Source organism: Kribbella sp. WER1, from assembly GCF_054189145.1.
Map to the genome: position 1 here is coordinate 6,891,805 of NZ_CM135186.1, position 21,322 is coordinate 6,913,126.

Here is a 21,322-nt window from a genome sequence, read left to right on the forward strand (position 1 = left end):
GGCGCAGAAATACAAGGAGTAACACCTCATGGCACGCGTGAAGCGGGCAGTCAACGCCCACAAGAAGCGCCGGGTCGTACTCGAGCAGGCCAGCGGCTACCGCGGCCAGCGCTCGCGGCTGTACCGCAAGGCCAAGGAGCAGGTCACCCACTCGCTCGTCTACGCCTACCGTGACCGCAAGGCGCGCAAGGGCGACTTCCGCAAGCTGTGGATCCAGCGCATCAACGCCGCGGTCCGCGCCGAGGACCTGACCTACAACCGCTTCATCCAGGGCCTGCGGCTGGCCGAGGTCGAGGTGGACCGCAAGATCCTCGCCGACCTGGCTGTCAACGACCCGGCCGCGTTCTCCGCGCTCGTGCAGGTGGCCAAGGCCGCCCTGCCGGCGGACGTGAACGCGCCGAAGTCCGACGCCGCAGCCTGAGCAACACCCGTACTCCACAAGTGGCGAGCCCTGGTCTGCTGACCGCGCAATCAGCGCGGATCAAGCAGGCTCGGCGGCTCGCCACTCGTGCGTTCCGGCGCAAGGCCGGCCGGTTCCTGGTCGAGGGACCGCAGGCCGTCCGGGAGGCGCTCGAGCACCGCGAACTGGTCGTCGAGGTGTACGCCGAGCCCGCCGTAGCGACCCGGCACCGTGACCTGCGCGACCTGGCCACGGCCGCCGGGGTTCCGTGGTTCGAGGTGGACCGGGCCGCGATCGAGGCGCTGAGCGAGACCGTCACGTCGCAGGGCGTGGTCGCGGTCTGCTCGCTGGTCACGGTCCCGCTCGGCCCACCGGGCCAGCTGATCGCGGCCGGGGTCCAGGTCCGCGATCCCGGCAACGTCGGCACGCTGATCCGTACGGCGGACGCCGCCGGCGCGGATGCCGTCGTACTGTCGGCGGAGTCCGTCGACCCCCACAACCCGAAAGCGGTCCGGGCCAGCGTCGGCAGCATCTTCCACGTCCCGATCAGCACCGACGTCGACATCGTGGACGCCGTCCGGGCGTGGCGCGAGCAGGGGCTGCAGGTTCTGGCTGCGGACGGGTACGGCGCGACCGATCTGGATACGTGCATCGACGACGGGACGCTCGCGAAACCGACCGTGTGGCTGTTCGGCAACGAGGCGCACGGCCTGCCGGACGGCATCAACGCCGTCGTGAACCACTCGGTGAAGGTGCCGATCTACGGCCGCGCCGAATCGCTCAACCTGGCCACCGCCGCGGCGATCTGCCTGTACGCCTCCGCCCGGGCGCAACGGCGATGATCTTCGACCTGCCGGGCAGGTTCTGGCGCGGGAACCTGCACACCCACTCGAACCGGTCCGACGGGTACCTGTCGCCCGCCGAGACCGCGGACGTCTACCGCACCGCCGGCTACGACTTCGTGTCGATCACCGACCACTTCCGGCCGGAGTACGACTACCCGGTCACCGACACCCGCGACCTGCGCACGGCCGACTTCACCACGCTGATCGGCGCCGAACTCCACGCTCCCAGGACCGAAGCCGGCCAGTCCTGGCACATCGTTGCGGCAGGCCTCCCACTCGACTTCCCGCCTCCAACCGGTGGCGAAACCGGTCCTGAGCTGGCCCGCCGAGCCCGCGCCACCGGAGCCTTCATCGGGATGGCGCACCCGTCGGCGTCCCTGCTGACAGCCTCCGACGCCGAGTCCCTCGACGCCGCCCACTCCATCGAGGTCTACAACGCGTTGGCCGACCGCGAGAACCGCGGCGACAGCTGGCACCTCACCGACGTCCTCCTGAACCGCGGCCACCACGTCACCACCTACGCCGCCGACGACGCCCACCTACAACCCCACGACCCGCCTCCCTGCCGGGCCTGGGTCCACGTCCGCGCCGAATCCCTAACCCCCGAAGCCCTCCTGAAGGCCCTGAAATCCGGCCACTTCTACTCCAGCACCGGCCCCGAACTCCACGACGTGCGCATCGACGGCGACCAGATCACCGTCCACTGCACCCCCGCCACCAAACTCCTCCTCACCGGCGGCCACCCCGGCGCAGAAGTAGCCCAAGGCACCAACCTCACCCACCACACCTTCCCCCTGACTCTCTTCCAAGGCACCCACTGCCGCCTCACCGCAGAAGACGCCACCGGCGCCCGAGCCTGGACCAACCCCATCCACCTCGGATGACGTCTGCCGGGCCGGGGCTCGGGGTTATTTCGCGGCGCGGGTTTGGAGGCCGTCGAGGAGGGCGTCGAGGCCGTAGGCGAAGTTGACGGTCAGGGCGGTGTCCAGGTCCTGGGTGCTGCGGCGGCGGATGGAGGCGTGCATCTCGGGGTAGTCGGCGGAGACCTGACGTGCCTGGTCGAGCATCTCGGTGGTCCACTCGTCCTCCGAGCGGCCGGACTTGCGGGCCATCTCGCGGGTCGCGACCTCGGCGCTCGCGCAGCCGAGTACGTAGGACATCACGCTGCTCACGGCGTGGTCGAGGTCGGTCTCGGTGAAGCCGCCCGCGCGGAACAGGACCAGGCTTCGGGAGCCGAGGACGAGTGCCTTCGGGCCCATGCTCGGCCGGGTGTACATCACCTCGGGCAGCCACGGATGCCGCAGTACGGCGGATCGCAAGCTGTGGCCTACCAGCAGCGCGCCGTTCCGCCAGCCGGCGAGATCCGGATCGGGTACGTCGATCTCGCCCCAGACCTCGTCGATCAGCAGGTCGATCAGGTCGTCCTTGGTCGGGACGTGCCAGTAGAGGCTGGTCGCGCCGGCGTCGAGTTTGGCCGCGAGCTTGCGCATGCTCAGGCCGGCGACGCCCTCGACGTCGAGGAGCTTCATCGCGGTGGCCACGATCTGCTCCCGGCTGAGCGTCTCGCGACCGGGCGACGCCTTGCGCTGACGGGTCCAGATCGTGTCTCTCATGACCCCATCCTACAAACCTCTCGCACACTGTTCGAGAAAGTCGTACAGTGTGCGAGTGACTAGTACACCGTTCGAGTCCGACGCCACCGCGCAGGGGCACCCCAAGCGCTGGTGGATTCTGCTGATCCTGTGCCTGAGCCTGATGGTGCTCGTCGTCGACAACACCGTCCTGAACCTGGCGATCCCGTCGCTGATGCGCGACCTGGACGCGACCCCGGCGGACATCCAATGGGTGATCGACGCCTACATCCTGGCGTTCGCGGGGCTGCTGCTGACCGCGGGCAGCCTGTCCGACCGGTACGGGCGCCGCAAGATGCTGCTGATCGGGCTGGTGCTGTTCGGTGCCGCCTCGCTGCTCGCCACGCTCGCCGCGAACCCGTGGCAGCTGATCGCCTGCCGCGGCCTGATGGGCGTCGGCGGCTCGCTGCTGATGCCGAGCACGCTGTCGCTGCTGTTCACGGTGTTCCCGCCGGAGGAGCAGCGCAAGGCGATGGCCGGCTGGTCGATGGTCGCGATGGTCGGCGTGGTGGCCGGGCCGACCGTCGGCGGCGTCCTGCTGAACCACTTCTGGTGGGGTTCGATCTTCCTGCTGAACGTGCCGATCGCGGTCCTCGCGATCATCGGCACGCTGGCGCTGATCCCGGAGTCGAAGGGTCCGGCGCGCGACGTCGACCCGGCCGGCGCGGTGCTGACGATCGTCGGCATGGCCTCGATCGTGTGGGCGATCGTGTCGATCCCGGGCAACGGCTGGGGCTCCGCGAAGGTGCTCGGCGGGCTGGCGGTCGGGATCGTCGCGCTGACCGCGTTCGCGCTCTGGGAGAGGCGCAGCGCGCATCCGATGGTGCCGCTCGCGTTGTTCAAGGACCGCCGTTTCAGTGGGACGAGCTTCTCGATCGTGCTGCTCTCGTTCACCGCGGGCGGGCTGATGCTGGCCCTCACGCAGTACCTGCAGTTCGCGCTCGGGTACTCGCCGCTGAAGGCAGGCCTGGCGCTGATCCCGTACGCCGTGGCTGCGACCGTGTTCAACGTCGTCGGCGCGACACTCGGGAAGAAGCTGGCGGACCGGACGCTGATCGCGCTCGGGCTGATCGTGATCGCGGGCGCGTTCGGGATCCTGACGCAGGTGTCGGACTCGACCGGGTACGGGCTGCTCATCCTCGGGTTGCTGGTGATGGGGATCGGCGGCGGCCTGGCCGGTCCGGCGGCGTACACGCTGTTGATGCAGGCCGTCCCGCCGGAGCACCGTGGGGTCGGTTCGGCGATGAACGACACCGTCCAGCAGACCGGCGCCGCGCTGTCGGTCGCCGTACTGGGCAGTGTGCTCGCGGCGGCGTACTCGTCGGCGTTGCCGGACTCGGTGCCGGAGGCGGCCCGCAAGTCGATCGCGGACACGCTCGCGCTCGGTCCGGACTTCTTCGCCGCGGCCAAGCACGCGTTCGTCGACGCGATGTCGATCGCGATGACGGTCGGCGCGGTCGGCGCGGTCGCCGGCGCCCTGGTCGCGGTGACGGTGCTCCCGAAGGGCGAGCCGAAGGCGCAGGACGCCCCGGCGGCGGTGGACGACCCGGTGCACTGACAGCATGCGGGCATGACGCGACGGTGGCTGACCGACCTGCCGACCCGGATCCACCTCTGGACGGCGGAGGCCGAGCTCCGCCACCGTCCGTCGGCCGGCCCGGCCCGTCGCCGCAACCTCGACGTACTGCGGGCTTACCGGAAGAGCCGCGAGTATCCGCGCAACGACACGGGCCTGCGGAGTACGCCGTACTTCGTCGACGCGGCCGGTCGGCACTGCGCGGTCGGCCAACTGATGCGGATGTCCGGCGACCACGATGCGGTCAGGCGGATCGCGGCCGGGTCGAACCTGGCGCGGATCGGCGACATGGACCCCGCCGTACTGGCGGACTGGACGGCACGGTCCGGGCTGACGAAACGCGAACTGGCCCGGATTCAGCCGAACTACCCGAACGACTCGCAGTGGGCGGTCATGCTGCTGCTCTGGTCGTCGCTGCTGATGATCCCCTTCGCGGTGCTGTCGGTCGTCCTGCACCGGGTGCGCCGCGACCGCACCGTCGTGCGGCGTGGACTCGCGGGTGTGGTGGTCGGACTGTGCACGGTGCTGACGTGGTTCGCGTGGGGTCTGCTGTCCGAGGTGGGAGACGGCGGCGGACGCCTCCAGGTGCTCGGCTGGGGACTGGTGCTGCTCGGACCGATCGCTGTCGCGGTCGGGATGGCGCTCCTGGTCCGGAACGAGCGGATCCCGTCCGACCTGGTGGCACCGGTCTCCGGTCTGCTGGCCGGCGGGCTGATGACGCTGCTCGCGGGCGTGTACCTCGTCCTCGACCTCGTCGTACCGGACCCGAGCGACCCGGCTCCCGGCGTGATCAGCATGAGCCCGGACCAGCCGGTCTTCTGGGCGCCGCCCGGGGTCGTCGCGCTGATCCTCGGGCTGCTGACGCTGGTCTGGGCGCGAAACGCGCTGCGTCAGAGCATCCTGGAGAGCCGTGCCTGAGTTCCAAGCGATCGCCAACGCCGTTCTGCTGGCGCTGCTGATGTTGCTGCCGTTTGCGCTCGGGACGATGTTGAGCGGGCGCTCGCGGGGGAGCAGGCGGGTGCTCAAGTGGGCGCGCAGGCTGTCGATCACGGCCGTGGTGCTGGCGGTCGCGTACGACGTGACCGGGGCGGTCTGCCTGATCCTGGCGGAACCGGCGCCGGGCCACGAGCCCTGGGTCGATCCGGCCGCCGTCGTCGACTACCCGACGTTCTTCCTCCCGATCGGCGTCGGCGCCTTCCTCGCCGGCCTCGGCGTCCTGATCGCCGCCATCCGAGCCCGCCACCGCCTCGGCTGACCCGATCTGGGGAGGATTTCATGCCGGACGGGGAAGAAATCCTCCCCGCACCGGCTGTCCACAGGGGAGAGGGCTGGGGCCGGCAGGTGGTGGGATCCGGGCATCTTCTTGGGGGTGGAGGAGAGAGTCGCGCGGTCGTTCGGGGAGTTGCGGCTTCGGCAGGCGGGGGCGTTCAGCCGGGCGCAGGCCGTCGCCCACGGGATCACCGACAAGGTGTTGCTCGGGCGTCGGCGGGCCCGGCAGTTGCAGCGCGTGCACACCGGCGTGTACGTCGACTTCACCGGTCCGCTGCCGTGGGAGACCCGAATGTGGGCGGCGTGGCTGGCGTGTGGGACGGACGCTGCGTTGACGGGTACGACGGCGCTCCGCAGGTACGGCGTGGCCGTGGACTCGCGGGACGAGCGGATCCACATCGCGCTACCGCACGCGCGGCGGGTCGACCCCAAGGCCGGGGTCGTCGTCACTCGGCACCGGCAGCTGCCCCGGCTCGTGCAATCCTCGCGTGAACCGCCGATGGTGCGGCTGGAGGTCGCGCTGCTGGTCGTCGCCGGCGGGACCGCGGACGTGTCGAGGCGGGCCGCCGTACTGTTCGACGCGTGCCGGCAGCGCTGGACGACACCCGCCCGGTTGCTGGCGGAACTGGACTCGCTCCCGGAGCTGACGGGTCGCCGGGTCCTGCGGCGGATCCTGGCCGAGGCGGCGGAGGGTGTGCAGTCGTTCCTCGAGCAGGCCTACCTCCGGCGCGTCGAGCGTGCGCACCGGCTGCCACGGGCGCGACGACAGGTGCGCGCCGTGGACGGCGGTGCTGTCGTCTACCGGGACTCCGAGTATTCGCCGTACGGCGTGATCGTCGAGCTGGACGGTCAGGCCGGGCACGCGGACGCGGCGAGTCGCTGGCGGGACATGGCGAGGGACAACACAGCCGCCGCGTCAGGCAAGCTGACACTCAGGTTCGGCTACCCGCTGGTCAGCGACCCGTGCACCGCGGCCGCCCAGGTAGCCGCCGCCCTCCGCCTCCGAGGCTGGCCCGGCTCCCCCCACCCCTGCACCCCCACCTGCCCCCTCACCCCCTAACCGGCCCACCCCCACCCCCACCCCCACCCCCACCGCCCTGCCCGTAGCCCACCCATCCCCTACCTCTCACCCCCGCCCTGCCGGTGTGGGGAGGATTTTGGCCCGATCCGGGACGAAATCCTCCCCAGGCCGGGCTGGGGAGGGTGGTTGTGGACGGGCGATTCACGGTATTGGGGTTGGGGTTTCTAGACTGCAATCCGCAGACGTACCAACCCGAGAGCGAGCCATGTCCGGTCCCAACACTGATTACGACCCGGTCGAAGTGACGCCGCTGCATGCCGAAGAGGTGGAGCGGACCCGCGACGAGGCGCTGACGGCGTTTACCGGGGCGGCCGATCTGGCTGCCCTGCAGGAGGCGAAGTCGGCCCATCTCGGCGACAAGTCGCCGATCGTGCTCGCCAACCGGGAGATCGGCGCGCTGCCGCCGCAGGCCCGCAAGGAGGCCGGTCAGCGGATCGGCGCCGCCCGGAAGGCCATCAACGAGGGGTTCGCGGCCCGGCTCGCGGTGCTCGAGGCCGAGCACGAGGAGCGGATGCTGGCCACCGAGCGCGTCGACGTGACGCTGCCGTGGCACACCCCCGAGCTCGGCGCCCGGCACCCGCTGTCGCTGATCTCCGAGCAGGTCGCGGACGTGTTCACCGCGCTCGGCTGGGACGTCGCCGAAGGCCCCGAGGTCGAGGCCGAGTGGCTGAACTTCGACGCGCTGAACTTTCAGCCCGACCACCCGGCGCGGCAGATGCAGGACACGTTCTTCGTCGAGCCGGCCGGCTCCGGCAAGGTGCTGCGGACGCACACGTCGCCGGTGCAGGCGCGGTCGATGCTGAGCCGCAAGCCCCCGATCTACGTGATCTGCCCGGGCCGCGTGTTCCGCACCGACGAGCTGGACGCGACGCACACGCCGGTCTTCTACCAGGTCGAGGGCCTGGTCGTGGACGAGGGCATCACGCTCGCGCATCTGAAGGGCACGCTCGACCACTTCGTCGTGTCGATGTTCGGCGAGGGGCTGGAGGCACGGCTGCGGCCGAACTTCTTCCCGTTCACCGAGCCGTCGGCCGAGGTCGACCTGAAGTGCTTCGTCTGCCGCGGCGCGTCCGTCGGCAACCCTGACCGCCCGTGCCGGACCTGCGGCAGCGAGGGCTGGATCGAGTGGGGCGGCTGCGGCGTGGTGAACCCGCGGGTCCTGCAGGCCAACGGCATCGACACCGAGCGGTACTCCGGGTTCGCGTTCGGCATGGGTCTGGAGCGGACGCTGATGTTCCGCAACGGGGTCGAGGACATGCGCGACATGGTCGAGGGTGACGTGCGGTTCAGCCGCCAGTTCGGGATGGAGATCTGATGCGGGTCCCACTGTCATGGCTTCGTGAGTACGTCGACCTCCCGGGGGACGTGACCGGCCGCCAGGTCGCGGAGCAGCTGATCCGGGCCGGCCTCGAGGTGGAGACCGTCGAGGAGTCCGACCTGACCGGCCCGCTCGTGGTCGGCAAGGTGCTGACGTACGAGAACGAGCCGCAGAAGAACGGCAAGACGATCCGCTGGTGCTCGCTCGACATCGGCAAGGACGAGCCGCAGTGGGTCGTCTGCGGCGCGCACAACTTCGAGGTCGGCGATCTGGTGATCGTGGTGCTGCCGGGCGCGGTGCTGCCCGGCGGGTTCGCGATCTCGGCGCGGAAGACGTACGGGCACGTGTCGAGCGGGATGATCTGCTCGAGCACGGAGCTCGGGCTCGGCGACGACGGGACGCACGGGATCGTGGTGCTCGAGCCGGGTGAGGCCGCGCCGGGCGACGACGCGATCGAGCTGCTCGCGCTGCGGGACGACGTACTGGACATCGCGGTGACGCCGGATCGTGGGTACTGCCTGTCGATCCGTGGGGTCGCGCGCGAGGCCGCGACGGCGTACGGCGTACCGCTGAAGGATCCGGCGGAGCTGGCGCTGGACGGGTCCGGTGCGGGCGGGTATCCGGTGCGGGTGGACGACGCGGCCGCGTGCAGCGCGTTCGTGACCCGGACGGTGACCGGGATCGACCCGAAGGCGCTGTCGCCGCGGTGGATGCAGAAGCGGCTGCTCGCGTCCGGGATGCGGCCGATCTCGGTCGGGGTCGACGTCGCGAACTACGTGATGCTCGAGCTCGGGCAGCCGATCCACACGTACGACGGGGCGCGGCTGGCCGGCGAGATCGTCGTCCGGCGGGCGAACGCGGGCGAGAAGCTGATGACGCTCGACGACCAGACCCGCGAGCTGGACACCGAGGACCTGCTGATCACCGACGACTCCGGGCCGATCGGTGTCGCCGGCGTGATGGGCGGTGCGTCGACGGAGATGTCCGACAGCACCACCCACGTGGTGATCGAGGCCGCGCACTTCGACCCGATCGTGATCGCGCGCGCGTCGCGGCGGCACAAGCTGTCGTCGGAGGCGTCCCGGCGCTTCGAGCGCGAGGTCGACCCGGCGCTGCCGAGGTACGCAGCGCAACGCGTCGCGAACCTGCTGGCCGAGTTCGCCGGCGGCACGATCCTCCCCGACGAGACGGTCGTCGACACCCACCCGTCCCCGTCCCCGGTAACCCTCCGAGCCGACCACCCGGCCCGCGTCGCCGGCGCCCCGATCACTCTCGACCAGACGCTGCAGTATCTGCAGTCCGTCGGATGCACGGTCGAGGTCGCGGCGGCGGACTCCGTTGCCGCTCCGTTGGCGGCGGGTGTGAACGCTCCTGTTCTCGACTCGGTCGGCACCACCACCCTTGGTTCGGTCAACCTCAAGGGTGATGATCTGCTGACGGTGGTTCCGCCGTCGTGGCGGCCGGATTTGCGGGATCCTAACGACTTTGCCGAGGAAGTTATCCGGCTGTTCGGGTATGACAACGTGCCGTCGATCCTGCCGTCCGCTCCCGGTGGGCAGGGGCTGACGGTGTCGCAGAAGCGGCGGCGGAAGGTGGCCACCGCGCTGGTCGGGGCCGGGCTGACCGAGGTCGTCTCGTACCCGTTCACCGGCGAGGCGGACTTCGACGCGCTCGGGCTGCCGGCCGACGACTCCCGGCGTACGACGGTGAAGCTCGTCAACCCGATCTCGGACGAAGAGCCGTCGATGCAGACCACCCTGCTCGTGACGCTGCTCCGGACCGCCGAGCGGAACGTCGGCCGCGGCGCGAGCGACCTGGCGATCTTCCAGACCGGCCTGGTGTTCCTGCCGAAGGCGGAGACGAAGCCCGCGCCGCTGCCGTCGGTCGAGCAGCGGCCGAGCGACGCCGAGGTGCAGGCGTTGTACGACGCGCTCCCGGACCAGCCGCTGCATGTCGGCGTGGTCCTGACCGGTGCGCGGACGCCGACCGGCTGGTGGGGCAAGGGCCGCCCGGCGGGCTGGGCCGACGCGGTGCAGATCGCGCGGCTGATCGCGTCCGCGGTCGGGGTCGAGCCCGTGGTGCAGAACGTGGAGCTCGCCCCGTGGCATCCGGGGCGGTGCGCGGAGTTCTCGGTGGCAGGCAAGGTCGTCGGGCATGCGGGGGAGCTGCATCCGAAGGTCTGCCAGGCGTTCGGGCTGCCGGCGAGGTCCAGCGCGGTCGAGCTGGATCTGGACGCGCTGATCGCGGCGGGTCCGGAGTCGATCTCGGCGCATCCGTTCTCGTCGTACCCGGTGGCGAAGGAGGATGTCGCGCTGATCGTCGCGGCCGACGTGCCGGCGGCGGACGTGCAGGCGGCGTTGGCCGAGGGTGCGGGCGAGTTGCTGGAGTCGGTGCGGCTGTTCGACGTGTACACGGGCGAGCAGATCGGCGAGGGCAAGAAGTCGCTCGCGTTCGCGCTCCGCTTCCGCGCGCCGGACCGCACCCTGAAGGAGAACGAGGTCGCCGACGCCCGCCAGTCCGCGGTCCAGGTGACCGTCGACCGCTTCGACGCTGTCCAACGGGTCGGCTGACAGTCATGACCGGCAGTCACCCGCGGGTGGCCGTCGCGGCGCCGAATGTGGCTGCGGCGGATGCGGGCGTGCGGGTGGCTGCCGAGGGCGGCAACGCGGTGGATGCCGCGATTGCCGCCACCTTGGTGACGATGGTGAACGAGATCGGCGTGGTGTCGCCGGCCTCGGGCGGGTTCGTGACGTTGGAGGCGGCCGGGGCCGCGCCGGTCACGATCGACGGCTGGGTGGAGATGCCGGGCCGCGGCCTGCACGGGGAGCGGTTCGGGCAGGGCGTGTGGGACGTCACCACCGACTACGGCGGCGGTACGACGACCACGGTCGGGCACGGCTCCGTCGCGACACCGGGCGGGATGAAGGCGCTCGACCTGGCGCATCGCCGTTCCGGCAAGGCGCCGTGGCGCGAGGTCGTCCAGCCGGCGATCGACATCGCCCGCAACGGCTTCCCGCTCAGCCGCACGTCGGGGTACTACCTCGGCTTCACCCACGAGATCATCTTCGGCTGGCATCAGCCGAGCCACGGTGTCGTGCACGACGGCGACGGCACCGTGATCAAGGCCGGCAGCACGGTCGTCATCCCCGAGCTGGCCGAAGCGCTCGAGCTGATCGCCCGCGACGGCGCCGAGACGATGTACACCGGCGATCTCGCCCGGCTGCTCGTCGAGGACATGGCCGCGAACGACGGCATCCTGACCGCCGAGGACCTCGCCGCGTACGAGGCCGTCGTACGTCCCGCCCTGATCGTCAAGCAGAACGGCTGGCGCCTGGCCACCAACCCGCCGCCCGCGGTCGGAGGTGTCGCGGCCGCGGCGATGCTCGCGCTCCTCGACGGCGTCCCGGCGGACGGCAGCTGGAGTCAGTCCGAGCTGGAGCGGCTGATCGACGTGCAGTACGCCGTCCTCGGCCGCCGGCTCGCGGAGCTCGACGCGGAGGACGTCCGGCGGCTCGAAGGGCAGAAGCTCCTCGATCTGGCCGCGGCCGGTGACCTGCGCGCACTGACCTCACCGAGTACGGCGACCGTCTCGGTGGTCGACGACGAGGGCGACGCGTGCGCGATCACGGTCTCGTCCGGGTACGGCTCGGGCGTCCTCACCCCGGGCACCGGCATCTGGCTGAACAACGCGCTCGGCGAGCAGGAGCTGTTGCACGGCGGCCCGCACAGCCTCGCCCCGGGCACGCGTCTGACGTCGAACATGGCCCCGAGCGTTGCCAGAAGAGACAGCGACGGCGCGGTGCTCGCGATCAGCTCGCCCGGTTCGGACCGGATCCCGACCGCGATCGCCCAGGTGTATGCACTCGCCACCCATGGCGGCCTGTCGTTGCGGGAGGCCGTGGAGCATCCGCGGCTGCACGTCCGCGTCCGTGAGGATGTGACCGTCGACTACGAGGACGACCTGCCGGTGTCCGGCTCGACCGCCCTGCCGACCCGCCCGATGCCGCCGCACTCGATGTACTTCGGCGGCGTCGCGGCCGCGTTCTGGGATCCGGCCGACGGTCTGCTCGCGGTCGGCGACCCGCGACGGACCGGTGCAGTGGCGATCTCGCCCACGTAGCACACGCTAAGGTCATCCTCTGATCGGCAGAAAGGCAGCCAATGCGGGACAAGCCCGAACTCTCCGTCGTCGTACCGATGTACGACGAGGAAGAGGTGCTGCCGATCTTCTTCGAGCGGATGCATCCACTGTTGGACGGGCTCGGGATCAGCTACGAGCTGCTGGTCGTCGACGACGGTAGCCGGGACCGGACCGCGGCGCTGCTGCTGGACGCCGCGAAGGACTGGCCGCAGCTGCGCGTCGTCCGCCTGCTCCGGAACAGCGGTCACCAGGCCGCGCAGTCGGCCGGCTTCCGGCGGGCCCGCGGGCAGTACGTGGTCACGATCGACGCCGACCTGCAGGATCCGCCGGAGGTGATCGCCGAGTTCCTGCGCGCGGTCGAGAAGGAGGACGTCGACGTCGTGTATGGCGTCCGCTCGGACCGCTCCAGCGACTCATGGGCGAAACGCACCACCGCCCGGCTGTACTACCGCCTGATGTGCCGCCTGGTCGGCAAGGAGATCCCGTTCGACGCCGCGGACTTCCGGCTGGTCACGCGCCGGGTGGTCGACGCCGTGAACGCGTTGCCCGACGACGGCCGGGTGTTCCGGCTGGTGATCCCGTGGCTGGGTTTCCCGAGCACCGAGGTGAAGTACGTCCGCGCGGAGCGGGCCGCCGGGACGACGAAGTACAGCGTGTCGAAGATGGTGCGGCTGGCGTTCGACAGCGTGACGGCGTTCTCGGCGGCCCCGCTGCGGCTGGCGACCTGGCTGGGCCTGCTCGGCGGTGCGATGTCCGGCGTGTTCGTGATCGGCGCGCTGGTGATCAAGCTGACCGGCCGGAGCATTCCCGGCTGGACGTCGACGGTGCTCGCGGTGAGCGTGATCGGCGCGATCCAGCTGCTGTGTCTCGGGCTGCTCGGTGAGTACGTCGCGCGCCTGTTCCAGTCGAGTCAGCGCCGTCCGCAGTTCCTCGTCGGCTACGACAGCCTCGACGACCACGGGCACCAGGAGCCCATCCACGAAAGCACCAGATGAGGCGGTCCGCCCCTTGGCTGCTGCCGATCCTGGTGGCGGCCGGCGGGTTCGTCTCGCTGGGTGACGTCGGCGCCGGCCCGATCCTCAAGTACGCCGCGTACTTCGCGGGTGCGGTCGCGCTGCCGGGGACGTTGCTGCTGCGGGCGGCGTGGCGCAGTACCGGCAACTGGGCGGAGGATCTCGGGCTCGGGTCGGTGGTCGGCGCGACCTGGCAGCTGATCGGCTGGGCGGTGTTCACCGCGCTCGGCTGGCAGCGGTGGCTGATCGTCTGGCCGGCGTTGGTGCTGGCCGGGTTCGCGGTCTTCGGGCGGCGGTACTTCCGGATCGCCGAGCCGAAGCCGCTCCCGTTGGCGTGGACCGTCGGGTTGGCGGTGTCCGCGGCGGTGATGGTCGGCGCGACCACGCTCGGCGTGATGGCGTACCACCCGATGCCACCGCATGGCGAGGCGTACTACCCGGACCTGCTGTACCACTTGTCGATGGTGCACGAGCTGGCCCGCGCGGTGCCGCCCGAGCTACCGCAGGTCGTCCACGAGCGCCTCGACTACCACTGGTTCGCGAACGCCGACATGGCCGCGGCCGTGGACGTCACGCGCCTCACGCCGCTCGTCGTACTGTTCCGGCTCTGGGTGCTCCCATGGCTCGTCGTTTCGCTGCTCGTGTGCGCAACACTCGCAAGAGTCGTCAGCCGCACCTGGTGGACCGGCGTACTCGCGGCACTCGCGTTAGCGGCCCCGCAGCTGTTCCTGCTGGTCGACACGAGTGTGAACCTCGCCCCGCCGGTCAGCCTGCTCAGCCCGTCCCAGACGTTCGGAATGGTCGCGGCTGTTGCGGTAGCGGTGTTTCTGATCGAGCTGCTGTTCAGAAACGGCAGCCAGCGGCTCTGGCTGCTGATCGTCCCGATAGCCGTTGCGGGCGGCGGCTCCAAACCGACGGTGCTCCCACTGCTGGTAGCAGCCGTCGGCCTCGCCGCCGTGTACCTACTGGTGACAACACGGCGCCTTCCGTGGCGTCTTATCGGCACGGCGGTCGTCCTGCTCATTGTCGGCGCGACAACCTTCCTGACGGTCGCTGGCAGCACGAGCGGCTCCCACGTGCAGTTCCTCGCCGTACTGAAGTCCCTGCCTGTCTACACGGCCGCTACCGGCGACAAGACACAGCCTGGTGACGGCGGGCTGATCCTGCCCGCGTTGGCGCACGGGGAGGTGCTCGGGACGCTCAGCCTGCTGCTTGGGCTGCTCCTGACGCTGCAGGTGATGTCGTGGGCCGGCCTCGGCGTCATCGTCCGCCGCGACCCGATCGCCTGGTTCCTGCTCGGGGCGATGATCGCCGGCTGGGCCGGGTACCTGCTGGTCGACCACCCGTCGGTGAGCGAGTCGTACTTCGTCTACACCGCGGCGCCGTTCAGCCTGGCCGGAGCGGGCTGGTTCGCGGCGACGAGTGCCCGCGCCTCCGGCCGCCCGATCCCGATCGCGGTCGCGGCGTTCGTGCTGTCCGTCGGGTACGCCGGTCTGCTCGTCTGGGCTCGCGGCGTCCCGGCGGCCTCGACCGGTCGGCAGCTGTGGCTGACGACCCGGATGCTGCTGGTCGTCCTCGGGATCACGCTGTTCCTGCTGCTCGTCTGGCGGTTGACGTTGCGGCAGGCGGGCGGCGGCATGTTCGTCGTACTCGTGCTGTTGTCGACCGCGCCGATCAGCTCGTTCGCGCAGAGCGCCGTGCACGGCGATACCGAGAAGGCGCCGACGTACCGCGCGGCGCGCTGGTGGGTGTACCCCGACGAGGCCGAGGCCGCGCTCTGGCTCGGCCGGCATTCGGGGACGTGCGACGTGGTCGCGACGAACACCTGGTGCCGCCCGGCCGGCTCGATCGCGGCGGGCTGCGACGCCCGCGGGTACCTGGTCAGTGGCATCGCCGGCCGCCGTACGCTCCTCGAGGGCTGGGCGTACACGAACCAGGCGATGGCCGCGCAGGGCGCCGGCGGCCGCCGGTACACCGAGCAGCCGTCGCCGTGGCCGGACCGTTTCACGCTCACCGAGCAGGCGCTGACCGCTCCGACCGCCGACGTCCTGCGCCGGCTCCGCGACGAGTACGGCGTCCGCTGGCTGTACGCCGACGGGCGGAACGGGCCGATCGCGCCCGCGCTCGACCGGCTCGCGGTCCGGCGACACAGCATCGGCAAGGTCCGGATCTACGACCTCGGAGCGTGAATCTCCCGTAACATCGGGTCAGCAAGGCTCGCCCGCCCGCGGCCGCAGCGTCGTTCGTGATTGCTCGGGAGGGCTGGACACATGCGGGCAACCCGACCGGGGGCCATTCTTCTTGTCACCGGCCTGCTGAGCCTCGGCACTGTGACGGCGACCGCCTACGAGGTGCCGACGGCGCCGTTCGCCGGCGGTGCGACCACGGTGATGCCGGGGTCCGGCCTGCGGCAGACGATCACGGTGAGCGGGCAGACCGAGCTCGGTGACCCGTCGACCGCGGGGTTCCGCGGCGCGGCCACGTACCGGCCGGCGATCGCGACCGGCACGCCCGCGCAGGACGTCGTGGTGAACACCGGCGACTGCGCGTCCACCGGCGGCTGCGGCGACCGCGGCACGGTGACGATCGCGTTCTCGCAGCCGGTCCGCAACCCGGTCCTGCACCTCGGCGGGATCGGCGGATCGGTGACCCGGACCGTCAGCGGCCGGACGGTCGCGCAGTCCGAGCTGCACGCGGTCCTGAAACTCGGCACCGCGGGCCTGAGCTTGACGAAGGTCGGTGCGGGCAACAATCTCGCGGTCACCAGCGACACGATCACCGCCGCGAACCACGACGCCGGCCCGAACTGCGTGAACACCAAGTCGCCGTCCGGTCTCGACACGTCCGCGACCGCTGCCTGCGGCTCGGTCCGCGTGAACGGCATCGTCACCAAGGTCAGCTTCGACGTCTCGGCGGTGTTCACCAAGCACCCGAAGCTGCCCGCGCTGAACAACGGCTCGTCCGGTGACGCGTTCTCGATCGTCGCGTCCGCGCCGGAGAACTTCAGCCACGCGCCCGCGTCGTACGGCAGTGCCTGGTCCGTGCTCAGCGACGTACGGCTCGGCGAGAACGCCCCGGAGGACAACCTCGACGTACCGAACGGAACGACCGGCCCGGTCACGCCGCGGACCGGCGACGGCGTCGTCTTCACGCCGCTGCACACCGGCCGGACGTCGTACTCCGCCGATCTGCGGCTCACCGGTGCGTCGAAGGCCGGGCGGGCGTGCGGGTGGATCGACTTCAACGTCAACGGGGCGTTCGACCCGGGGGAGCGGGCGTGCGCGACGTTCCCCGCGAAGCAGTCGACGGTCACGCTGCGCTGGTCCGAGCTCGCCCCGAAGGCGGGGACGGCGTACGCGCGGGTGCGGGTCGGGTACGACGCCGCGCAGGTGGACAAGCCGACCGGCGCGACCGACGCCGGTGAGGTCGAGGACTACCCGTTCGCGATCACGCCGCCGCCTCCGCCGGTACTGACCGACGACGCCGCGACGGCCGGGTTCGGCACCGCCGCGATCGTCAAGGTGCTGGCGAACGACAAGCCCGGTGACCCGGCAGCGCAGCTCGTCCCGGACACGCTGTGCCTCGTCGACGGCCGGCAGTGCACCCAGATGCTGAACGTCGTCGGCCAGGCGAAGTACGTCGCGAACGCCGACGGCACGGTCCGCGTCGAGCCCGTGCCCGGTTTCGTCGGCCCGGCCAAGCCGGTCACGTACCGCGTTGCCGACAGCAACGGTACGACGGCGACCGCGAAGCTCACCGTCACCGTGTCGCTGCCGGACCACCCGGTCGCGATGCCGGACACCGCGACCACGCCGCAGAACGTCAGCGTGTCCGTGCAGCCGCTCGCCAACGACCACGCGGCCGCGGGCGTGCAACTCGTCCCGGCGTCGGTCGTCCTGCGCGATCCCGCCGACGCGACGTTCAAGAAGCAGGTGGTGATCGCGGGCGAGGGCACGTACGTCGTGAAGCCGGACGGCGGCGTGGACTTCGTCCCGAAGCCACAGTTCACCGGGGTCGGGACGTCGCTCGGGTACCGGGTCAGCGACACCACGAAGCAGACGGCCGAGTCGACGCTGACCGTCACGGTCACGCCGGTGACGCCGACCGCGAACGGCGACTCGGTCTCGACCGCGTTCGACACCGCGATCGTCGTCCCGGTGCTCGACAACGACCTGCCCGGCTCGCCGGACGCGCCGCTGGTCCCGGCCACGCTGCGGCTGGTCGATCCGGCCAGCCAGCAGGTCATCGACAAGCTGACGGTCCCCGGCCAGGGCACGTACCTGGTGGCCGCCGGCAAGGTGACGTTCGACCCGCTGCACGGCTTCACGGGCGTCGGTACGCCGATCACCTACCAAGTCCTCGACAAGAACGGTACGTCGGCCCGCGCCGAGCTCACCGTCTCCGTCGCCGCCCCCGGCCCGCCGGTCGCGAACCCGGACACGATCACGACGCTGCAAGGCCGGACCGTGGTCGCGCCGGTGCTCGACAACGACAGGCCCGGCCCGACCGGCGCGGCCCTGAAACCCGGCAGCGTCCGGCTGCTGACGGCGACCCAGCCAGTGCTGTCCCTGGTCGTCCCCGGCCAGGGCAAGTACGTGGTGAAGGCCGACGGCAAGGTCCTCTTCGACCCGATCCCGTCGTTCAGCGGCACCGCGACCGCGGTCGGCTATCAGGTTGCCGACGGCAACGGTGCGGTCGGGCGGTCGACGCTGACGGTCCGGGTCACCAAGGTGCAGCCGGACGCGTCCGACGACACCGCGAGCACGCCGTACGGGCGTCCGATCACGGTGAACGTGCTGGCGAACGACGACGCCGGCGACCCGTCGGTCCCGCTGGTGCCGAGCACCGTCCGGCTGATCGACCCGGCCACGAAGCTGCCGACCGCGACGCTGGTGGTGAAGGGTCAGGCGAAGTACGTGACGACCGCGGACGGGACGATCGAGGTCACCCCGGCGGCCAAGTTCACCGGCGCCGCGACCCCGGTCACGTACCGGGTCGCGGACGTGAACGGTACGACGACCCCCGCGACGCTGACTGTCACCGTCGCGAAGCCGGCGCCACCGACCGCCGAGCCGGACACCGCGACCGGCAAGCAGAACGTCCCGCTGCGCGTGAGCCCGCTGGCCAACGACCTCCCCGGCGTCGGCACGGTCCTCGACCCGCACAGCCTCACGCTGGTGGACCCGGCGGACGGCTCGCTCGCGAAGCTGGTGAAGATCCCGGGGCAGGCGACGTACCAGGTCAACGCGGACGGCACGGTCACCGTCGACCCGCTGCCGGCCTTCACCGGGACGGGCGCCAAGGTGACGTACCGGGTGTCCGACGAGTTCGGGCAGACCGCGCGGTCGACGATCACGGTCACGATCGCGCCGGTCAAGCCGGTCGCGGCCGACGACACCGCGCGGACGCCGTACGGCAAGACGGTCACGGTGAGTGTGCTCGCGAACGACAAGCCGGGCGATCCGACCGCGCCGCTGGTGCCGGGCAGCCTGCAGCTCGTCGACCCGGCCGACGGGCTGGCGAAGGAAGCGGTACGGATCCCGAACGAGGGTGAGTACTCCGCCGCCGGCGGCGCGGTGCGGTTCGACCCGAGCGCGACGTTCCGCGGTCCTGGTACGCCGCTGACGTACCAGGTCGCCGATACGAACGGGACGAAGGCGTCCGCCCGGTTGACCGTCACCGTCGGGCAGCCGCCGGTCGCGATCGCCGACACCGCGTCCACGCTGCAGAACGTGACCGTGACGGTGAACGTGCTGTCGAACGACCGCCCGGGCACCGACGCGACGCTCGACCACAGCTCGGTCGGCCTCAACGGATCCGCGAAGCAGGTGACCGTCGCCCAGCAGGGCACGTACAAGGTGCAGGCGTCGGGAGCGATCCAGTTCGACCCGTTGCCCGCGTTCCGCGGCAAGGCGACCCCGATCGGTTACCGGGTCGCCGATTCCGACGGCAACTACGCCGCCTCGACGCTGAGCATCACCGTCACGCCGGTCACCCCGGTGGCCGTCGACGACTCCGCGATCACGCTGTACGGGCATCCGATCACGGTGAACGTGCTGGCGAACGACAAGCCCGGTGACCCGTCGGCGCCGCTCCGGCCGGGCACGCTGGTGCTGAAGGACGCGGCCGGGCAGTACGGCAAGACGATGACCCGAGCCGGCGAGGGGACGTACGCGGTGGACGCGTACGGGGCGGTGAAGTTCACGCCCGCGAAGGGGTTCCACGGCGTGACGACGCCGACGACGTACCGGATCGCGGACGCCAACGGGACGACCGCGGAAGGCCTGCTGCTGGTGACGGTCGGCCAAGGCCCGAAGGCAGCGCCGGACCCGGTCGGTACCAAGCAGAACGTCGTCGTGACGGTCGACCCGCTCGCCAACGACAAGCCCGGGACCGGCGCGCAGCTCGACCCCGCGACGCTCCAGCTGTACGGCGCGACCTGGGGGCCGAAGGTGGGGATCCCCGGGCAGGGCGTCTTCACCGTGAAGTCCGGCAAGGTCACCTTCGTCCCGGAGCCGGCGTACCGCGGGGTCGTGTCGGTCGCGTACCGGGTCAAGGACACGACCGGGAACCTCGCAAGCGCCACGGTCACCGTGACCGTCGCGCCGGTCGTCCCGGTGGTCAAGGACGACATCGCGACCACGCCGTACGAGACCGCGATCACCGTCGACGTCCTCGCGAACGACACCCCGGGTGATCCGAGCGCGCCGTTCCAGACCGGCGGCGTTCGGCTGATCGACCCGGTGACCGGGGCGCCGCTGCCGGCCCTCGTGGTACCGGGGGAGGGGACGTTCACCGTGCAGCCGTCCGGCGCGATCCGGTTCGCGCCGCTCGACGGGTACGCCGGGGTCGCGGTGCCGGTCGGGTATCAGGTTGCCGACCGCAACGGAACGGTCGGGTCCGCGACGTTGACGATCACCGTCCAGTCCCGGCCGATCGCGATGCCGGACGTCGTCCGCACCAAGCAGCACGTCGCGGTCACGGTCGACCCACTCGCGAACGACCGGCCCGGGCCCGGCGCGACGTTCGACCCGGACTCGCTGCTGCTCGTCGGCCCCGACGGCGCGCTCGTCGGCCAGGTGACGGTGCCGGGACAGGGGTCGTACGTCGTTGCGAACGGCAAGGTCACGTTCAGCCCCGAGCCGACGTTCTCCGGCACCGCGCAGCCGGCCGTGTACGAGGTCAAGGACAGCGACCGGAACGCCGCCCGCTCGACCATCACCGTGACCGTCGTGCCGGTCCGCCCGGTGGTCGTCGACGACAGCGCCGAGACGGCGTTCGGTACGGCGGTGGTCGTGAACGTGCTCGCCAACGACAAGCCCGGCGATCTGTCCGCACCACTGCGCCAGGGATCCGTCGTACTGCGGGACCCGGCGGACGGCAAGGAGAAGAAGAACGTCACCGTCCCGCGCGAGGGGACCTTCGTGGTCGGCGACGGCGGCGCGGTCACCTACACCCCGGCGAAGGACTTCGTCGGGACGACGCGGGCGCTCGTCTACCGGGTCGCCGACGCGAACGACACCTCGGACACCGCGCTGCTCGAGGTGACGGTCGCCGGCCCGCTGCTCGCCAAGGCGGCACCGGACACGGCGAACGGAACGCCGGGCAACCCGGTCACCGTGAACCCGTTGCTGAACGACAGCGGCACGATCCGGCCGAGCTCGGTCTGCCTGCGGACACCGACCGGTACCTGCTCGAAGAACGTCACGAACGGCGAGGGCACCTGGTCGGTCGGCGCCGACGGCACCGTCACGCTGAAGCCGGTCGCGGCGTTCACCGGGACCGCGAAAATGACGTACGAGACCGACGGCACGACTGCCGCCGCGGTGAAGTTCACCGTCGGCGCCGAGCCCGCCGACGAGCCGCGCGTCTACAACCGCGCCGAACTACCCCCGGCCGGCGGCCCACCCGCCGTCATCCTGACACTCGGCGTCCTGCTCGCGGCCCTCGGCGCGACGCTCGTCGTCCTCGCCCGCACGCGGAAGTGAACCGCCAGGCCATCACAATCGCGCCCGCGCCGCCGGCGCCCGCCTGAGCCGCCCGGCGGC

General features: G+C 71.1%; 14 protein-coding genes. 13 read left to right on the forward strand and 1 reads right to left on the reverse strand.

Translation table 11 applies throughout. From position 1 onward, the window contains the following. The first annotated feature begins 28 nt into the window (after window positions 1-28). The 3 genes from rplT to ACXJJ3_RS33860 are packed head-to-tail and all read left to right on the forward strand — an operon-like array spanning window position 29 to window position 2,129. Complete coding sequence (rplT, locus tag ACXJJ3_RS33850; RefSeq protein WP_131367113.1) at window positions 29-421, forward strand: 50S ribosomal protein L20; 393 nt, start codon at window positions 29-31, stop codon at window positions 419-421. Between the two features lie 20 nt (window positions 422-441). Then, window positions 442-1,242 (forward strand): TrmH family RNA methyltransferase, encoded by an 801-nt coding sequence (locus tag ACXJJ3_RS33855; RefSeq protein ID WP_458165950.1) that lies wholly within the window; start codon window positions 442-444, stop codon window positions 1,240-1,242. Beyond that, window positions 1,239-2,129, forward strand: a complete 891-nt coding sequence (locus ACXJJ3_RS33860) for a CehA/McbA family metallohydrolase (protein ID WP_458165951.1) — start codon at window positions 1,239-1,241, stop codon at window positions 2,127-2,129. The genes ACXJJ3_RS33855 and ACXJJ3_RS33860 overlap by 4 nt, the downstream gene beginning before the upstream one ends. A gap of 24 nt (window positions 2,130-2,153) precedes the next feature. On the opposite strand, the gene ACXJJ3_RS33865 is transcribed toward ACXJJ3_RS33860, so the two are convergent. Beyond that, entirely contained in the window at window positions 2,154-2,858 is a 705-nt protein-coding gene (locus tag ACXJJ3_RS33865) for a TetR/AcrR family transcriptional regulator C-terminal domain-containing protein (RefSeq protein WP_458165952.1), read from the reverse strand. Window positions 2,859-2,913: 55 nt separating this feature from the next. On the opposite strand from ACXJJ3_RS33865, the gene ACXJJ3_RS33870 reads away from it, so the two are divergent. The 10 genes from ACXJJ3_RS33870 (at window position 2,914) to ACXJJ3_RS33915 (ending at window position 21,262) form a co-directional block, all read left to right on the forward strand. Next, the gene (locus ACXJJ3_RS33870; protein ID WP_458165953.1) at window positions 2,914-4,434 is read left to right on the forward strand and encodes an MFS transporter; all 1,521 of its coding nucleotides are present in this window, start codon (window positions 2,914-2,916) and stop codon (window positions 4,432-4,434) included. Window positions 4,435-4,446: 12 nt separating this feature from the next. After that, on the forward strand, window positions 4,447-5,370 hold the full coding sequence (locus tag ACXJJ3_RS33875) for a hypothetical protein (RefSeq protein WP_458165954.1): 924 nt from the start codon (window positions 4,447-4,449) through the stop codon (window positions 5,368-5,370). Beyond that, entirely contained in the window at window positions 5,363-5,707 is a 345-nt protein-coding gene (locus tag ACXJJ3_RS33880; RefSeq protein WP_458165955.1) for a hypothetical protein, read from the forward strand. The genes ACXJJ3_RS33875 and ACXJJ3_RS33880 overlap by 8 nt, the downstream gene beginning before the upstream one ends. 114 nt (window positions 5,708-5,821) lie before the next feature. Next, window positions 5,822-6,781, forward strand: a complete 960-nt coding sequence (locus ACXJJ3_RS33885) for a hypothetical protein (RefSeq protein WP_458165956.1) — start codon at window positions 5,822-5,824, stop codon at window positions 6,779-6,781. 226 nt (window positions 6,782-7,007) lie between these two features. Continuing rightward, window positions 7,008-8,117: a phenylalanine--tRNA ligase subunit alpha gene (gene pheS, locus ACXJJ3_RS33890; protein WP_458165957.1), complete on the forward strand. Its 1,110-nt coding sequence runs from the start codon at window positions 7,008-7,010 to the stop codon at window positions 8,115-8,117. Continuing rightward, entirely contained in the window at window positions 8,117-10,690 is a 2,574-nt protein-coding gene (locus tag ACXJJ3_RS33895; RefSeq protein WP_458165958.1) for a phenylalanine--tRNA ligase subunit beta, read from the forward strand. Before pheS ends, ACXJJ3_RS33895 begins: the two co-directional genes overlap by 1 nt. Before the next feature lie 5 nt (window positions 10,691-10,695). Then, entirely contained in the window at window positions 10,696-12,240 is a 1,545-nt protein-coding gene (locus tag ACXJJ3_RS33900) for a gamma-glutamyltransferase (RefSeq protein WP_458165959.1), read from the forward strand. 41 nt (window positions 12,241-12,281) lie between these two features. Beyond that, window positions 12,282-13,256 (forward strand): glycosyltransferase family 2 protein, encoded by a 975-nt coding sequence (locus tag ACXJJ3_RS33905; RefSeq protein ID WP_458165960.1) that lies wholly within the window; start codon window positions 12,282-12,284, stop codon window positions 13,254-13,256. Further along, the gene (locus ACXJJ3_RS33910) at window positions 13,253-15,463 is read left to right on the forward strand and encodes a hypothetical protein (protein WP_458165961.1); all 2,211 of its coding nucleotides are present in this window, start codon (window positions 13,253-13,255) and stop codon (window positions 15,461-15,463) included. Before ACXJJ3_RS33905 ends, ACXJJ3_RS33910 begins: the two co-directional genes overlap by 4 nt. 141 nt (window positions 15,464-15,604) lie before the next feature. Then, complete coding sequence (locus ACXJJ3_RS33915; RefSeq protein WP_458165962.1) at window positions 15,605-21,262, forward strand: Ig-like domain-containing protein; 5,658 nt, start codon at window positions 15,605-15,607, stop codon at window positions 21,260-21,262. Window positions 21,263-21,322: the final 60 nt, after the last annotated feature.

Excerpts from the sequence above, each read along its gene's own strand:
- ACXJJ3_RS33860 (WP_458165951.1), top strand. The coding sequence starts at position 1,239 with ATGATCTTCGACCTGCCGGGCAGGTTCTGGCGCGGGAACCTGCACACC.
- ACXJJ3_RS33865 (WP_458165952.1), bottom strand. The coding sequence starts at position 2,858 with ATGAGAGACACGATCTGGACCCGTCAGCGCAAGGCGTCGCCCGGTCGC.
- pheS (WP_458165957.1), top strand. The coding sequence starts at position 7,008 with ATGTCCGGTCCCAACACTGATTACGACCCGGTCGAAGTGACGCCGCTG.
- rplT (WP_131367113.1), top strand. The coding sequence starts at position 29 with ATGGCACGCGTGAAGCGGGCAGTCAACGCCCACAAGAAGCGCCGGGTC.
- ACXJJ3_RS33910 (WP_458165961.1), top strand. The coding sequence starts at position 13,253 with ATGAGGCGGTCCGCCCCTTGGCTGCTGCCGATCCTGGTGGCGGCCGGC.
- ACXJJ3_RS33900 (WP_458165959.1), top strand. The coding sequence starts at position 10,696 with ATGACCGGCAGTCACCCGCGGGTGGCCGTCGCGGCGCCGAATGTGGCT.
- ACXJJ3_RS33895 (WP_458165958.1), top strand. The coding sequence starts at position 8,117 with ATGCGGGTCCCACTGTCATGGCTTCGTGAGTACGTCGACCTCCCGGGG.
- ACXJJ3_RS33875 (WP_458165954.1), top strand. The coding sequence starts at position 4,447 with ATGACGCGACGGTGGCTGACCGACCTGCCGACCCGGATCCACCTCTGG.
- ACXJJ3_RS33905 (WP_458165960.1), top strand. The coding sequence starts at position 12,282 with ATGCGGGACAAGCCCGAACTCTCCGTCGTCGTACCGATGTACGACGAG.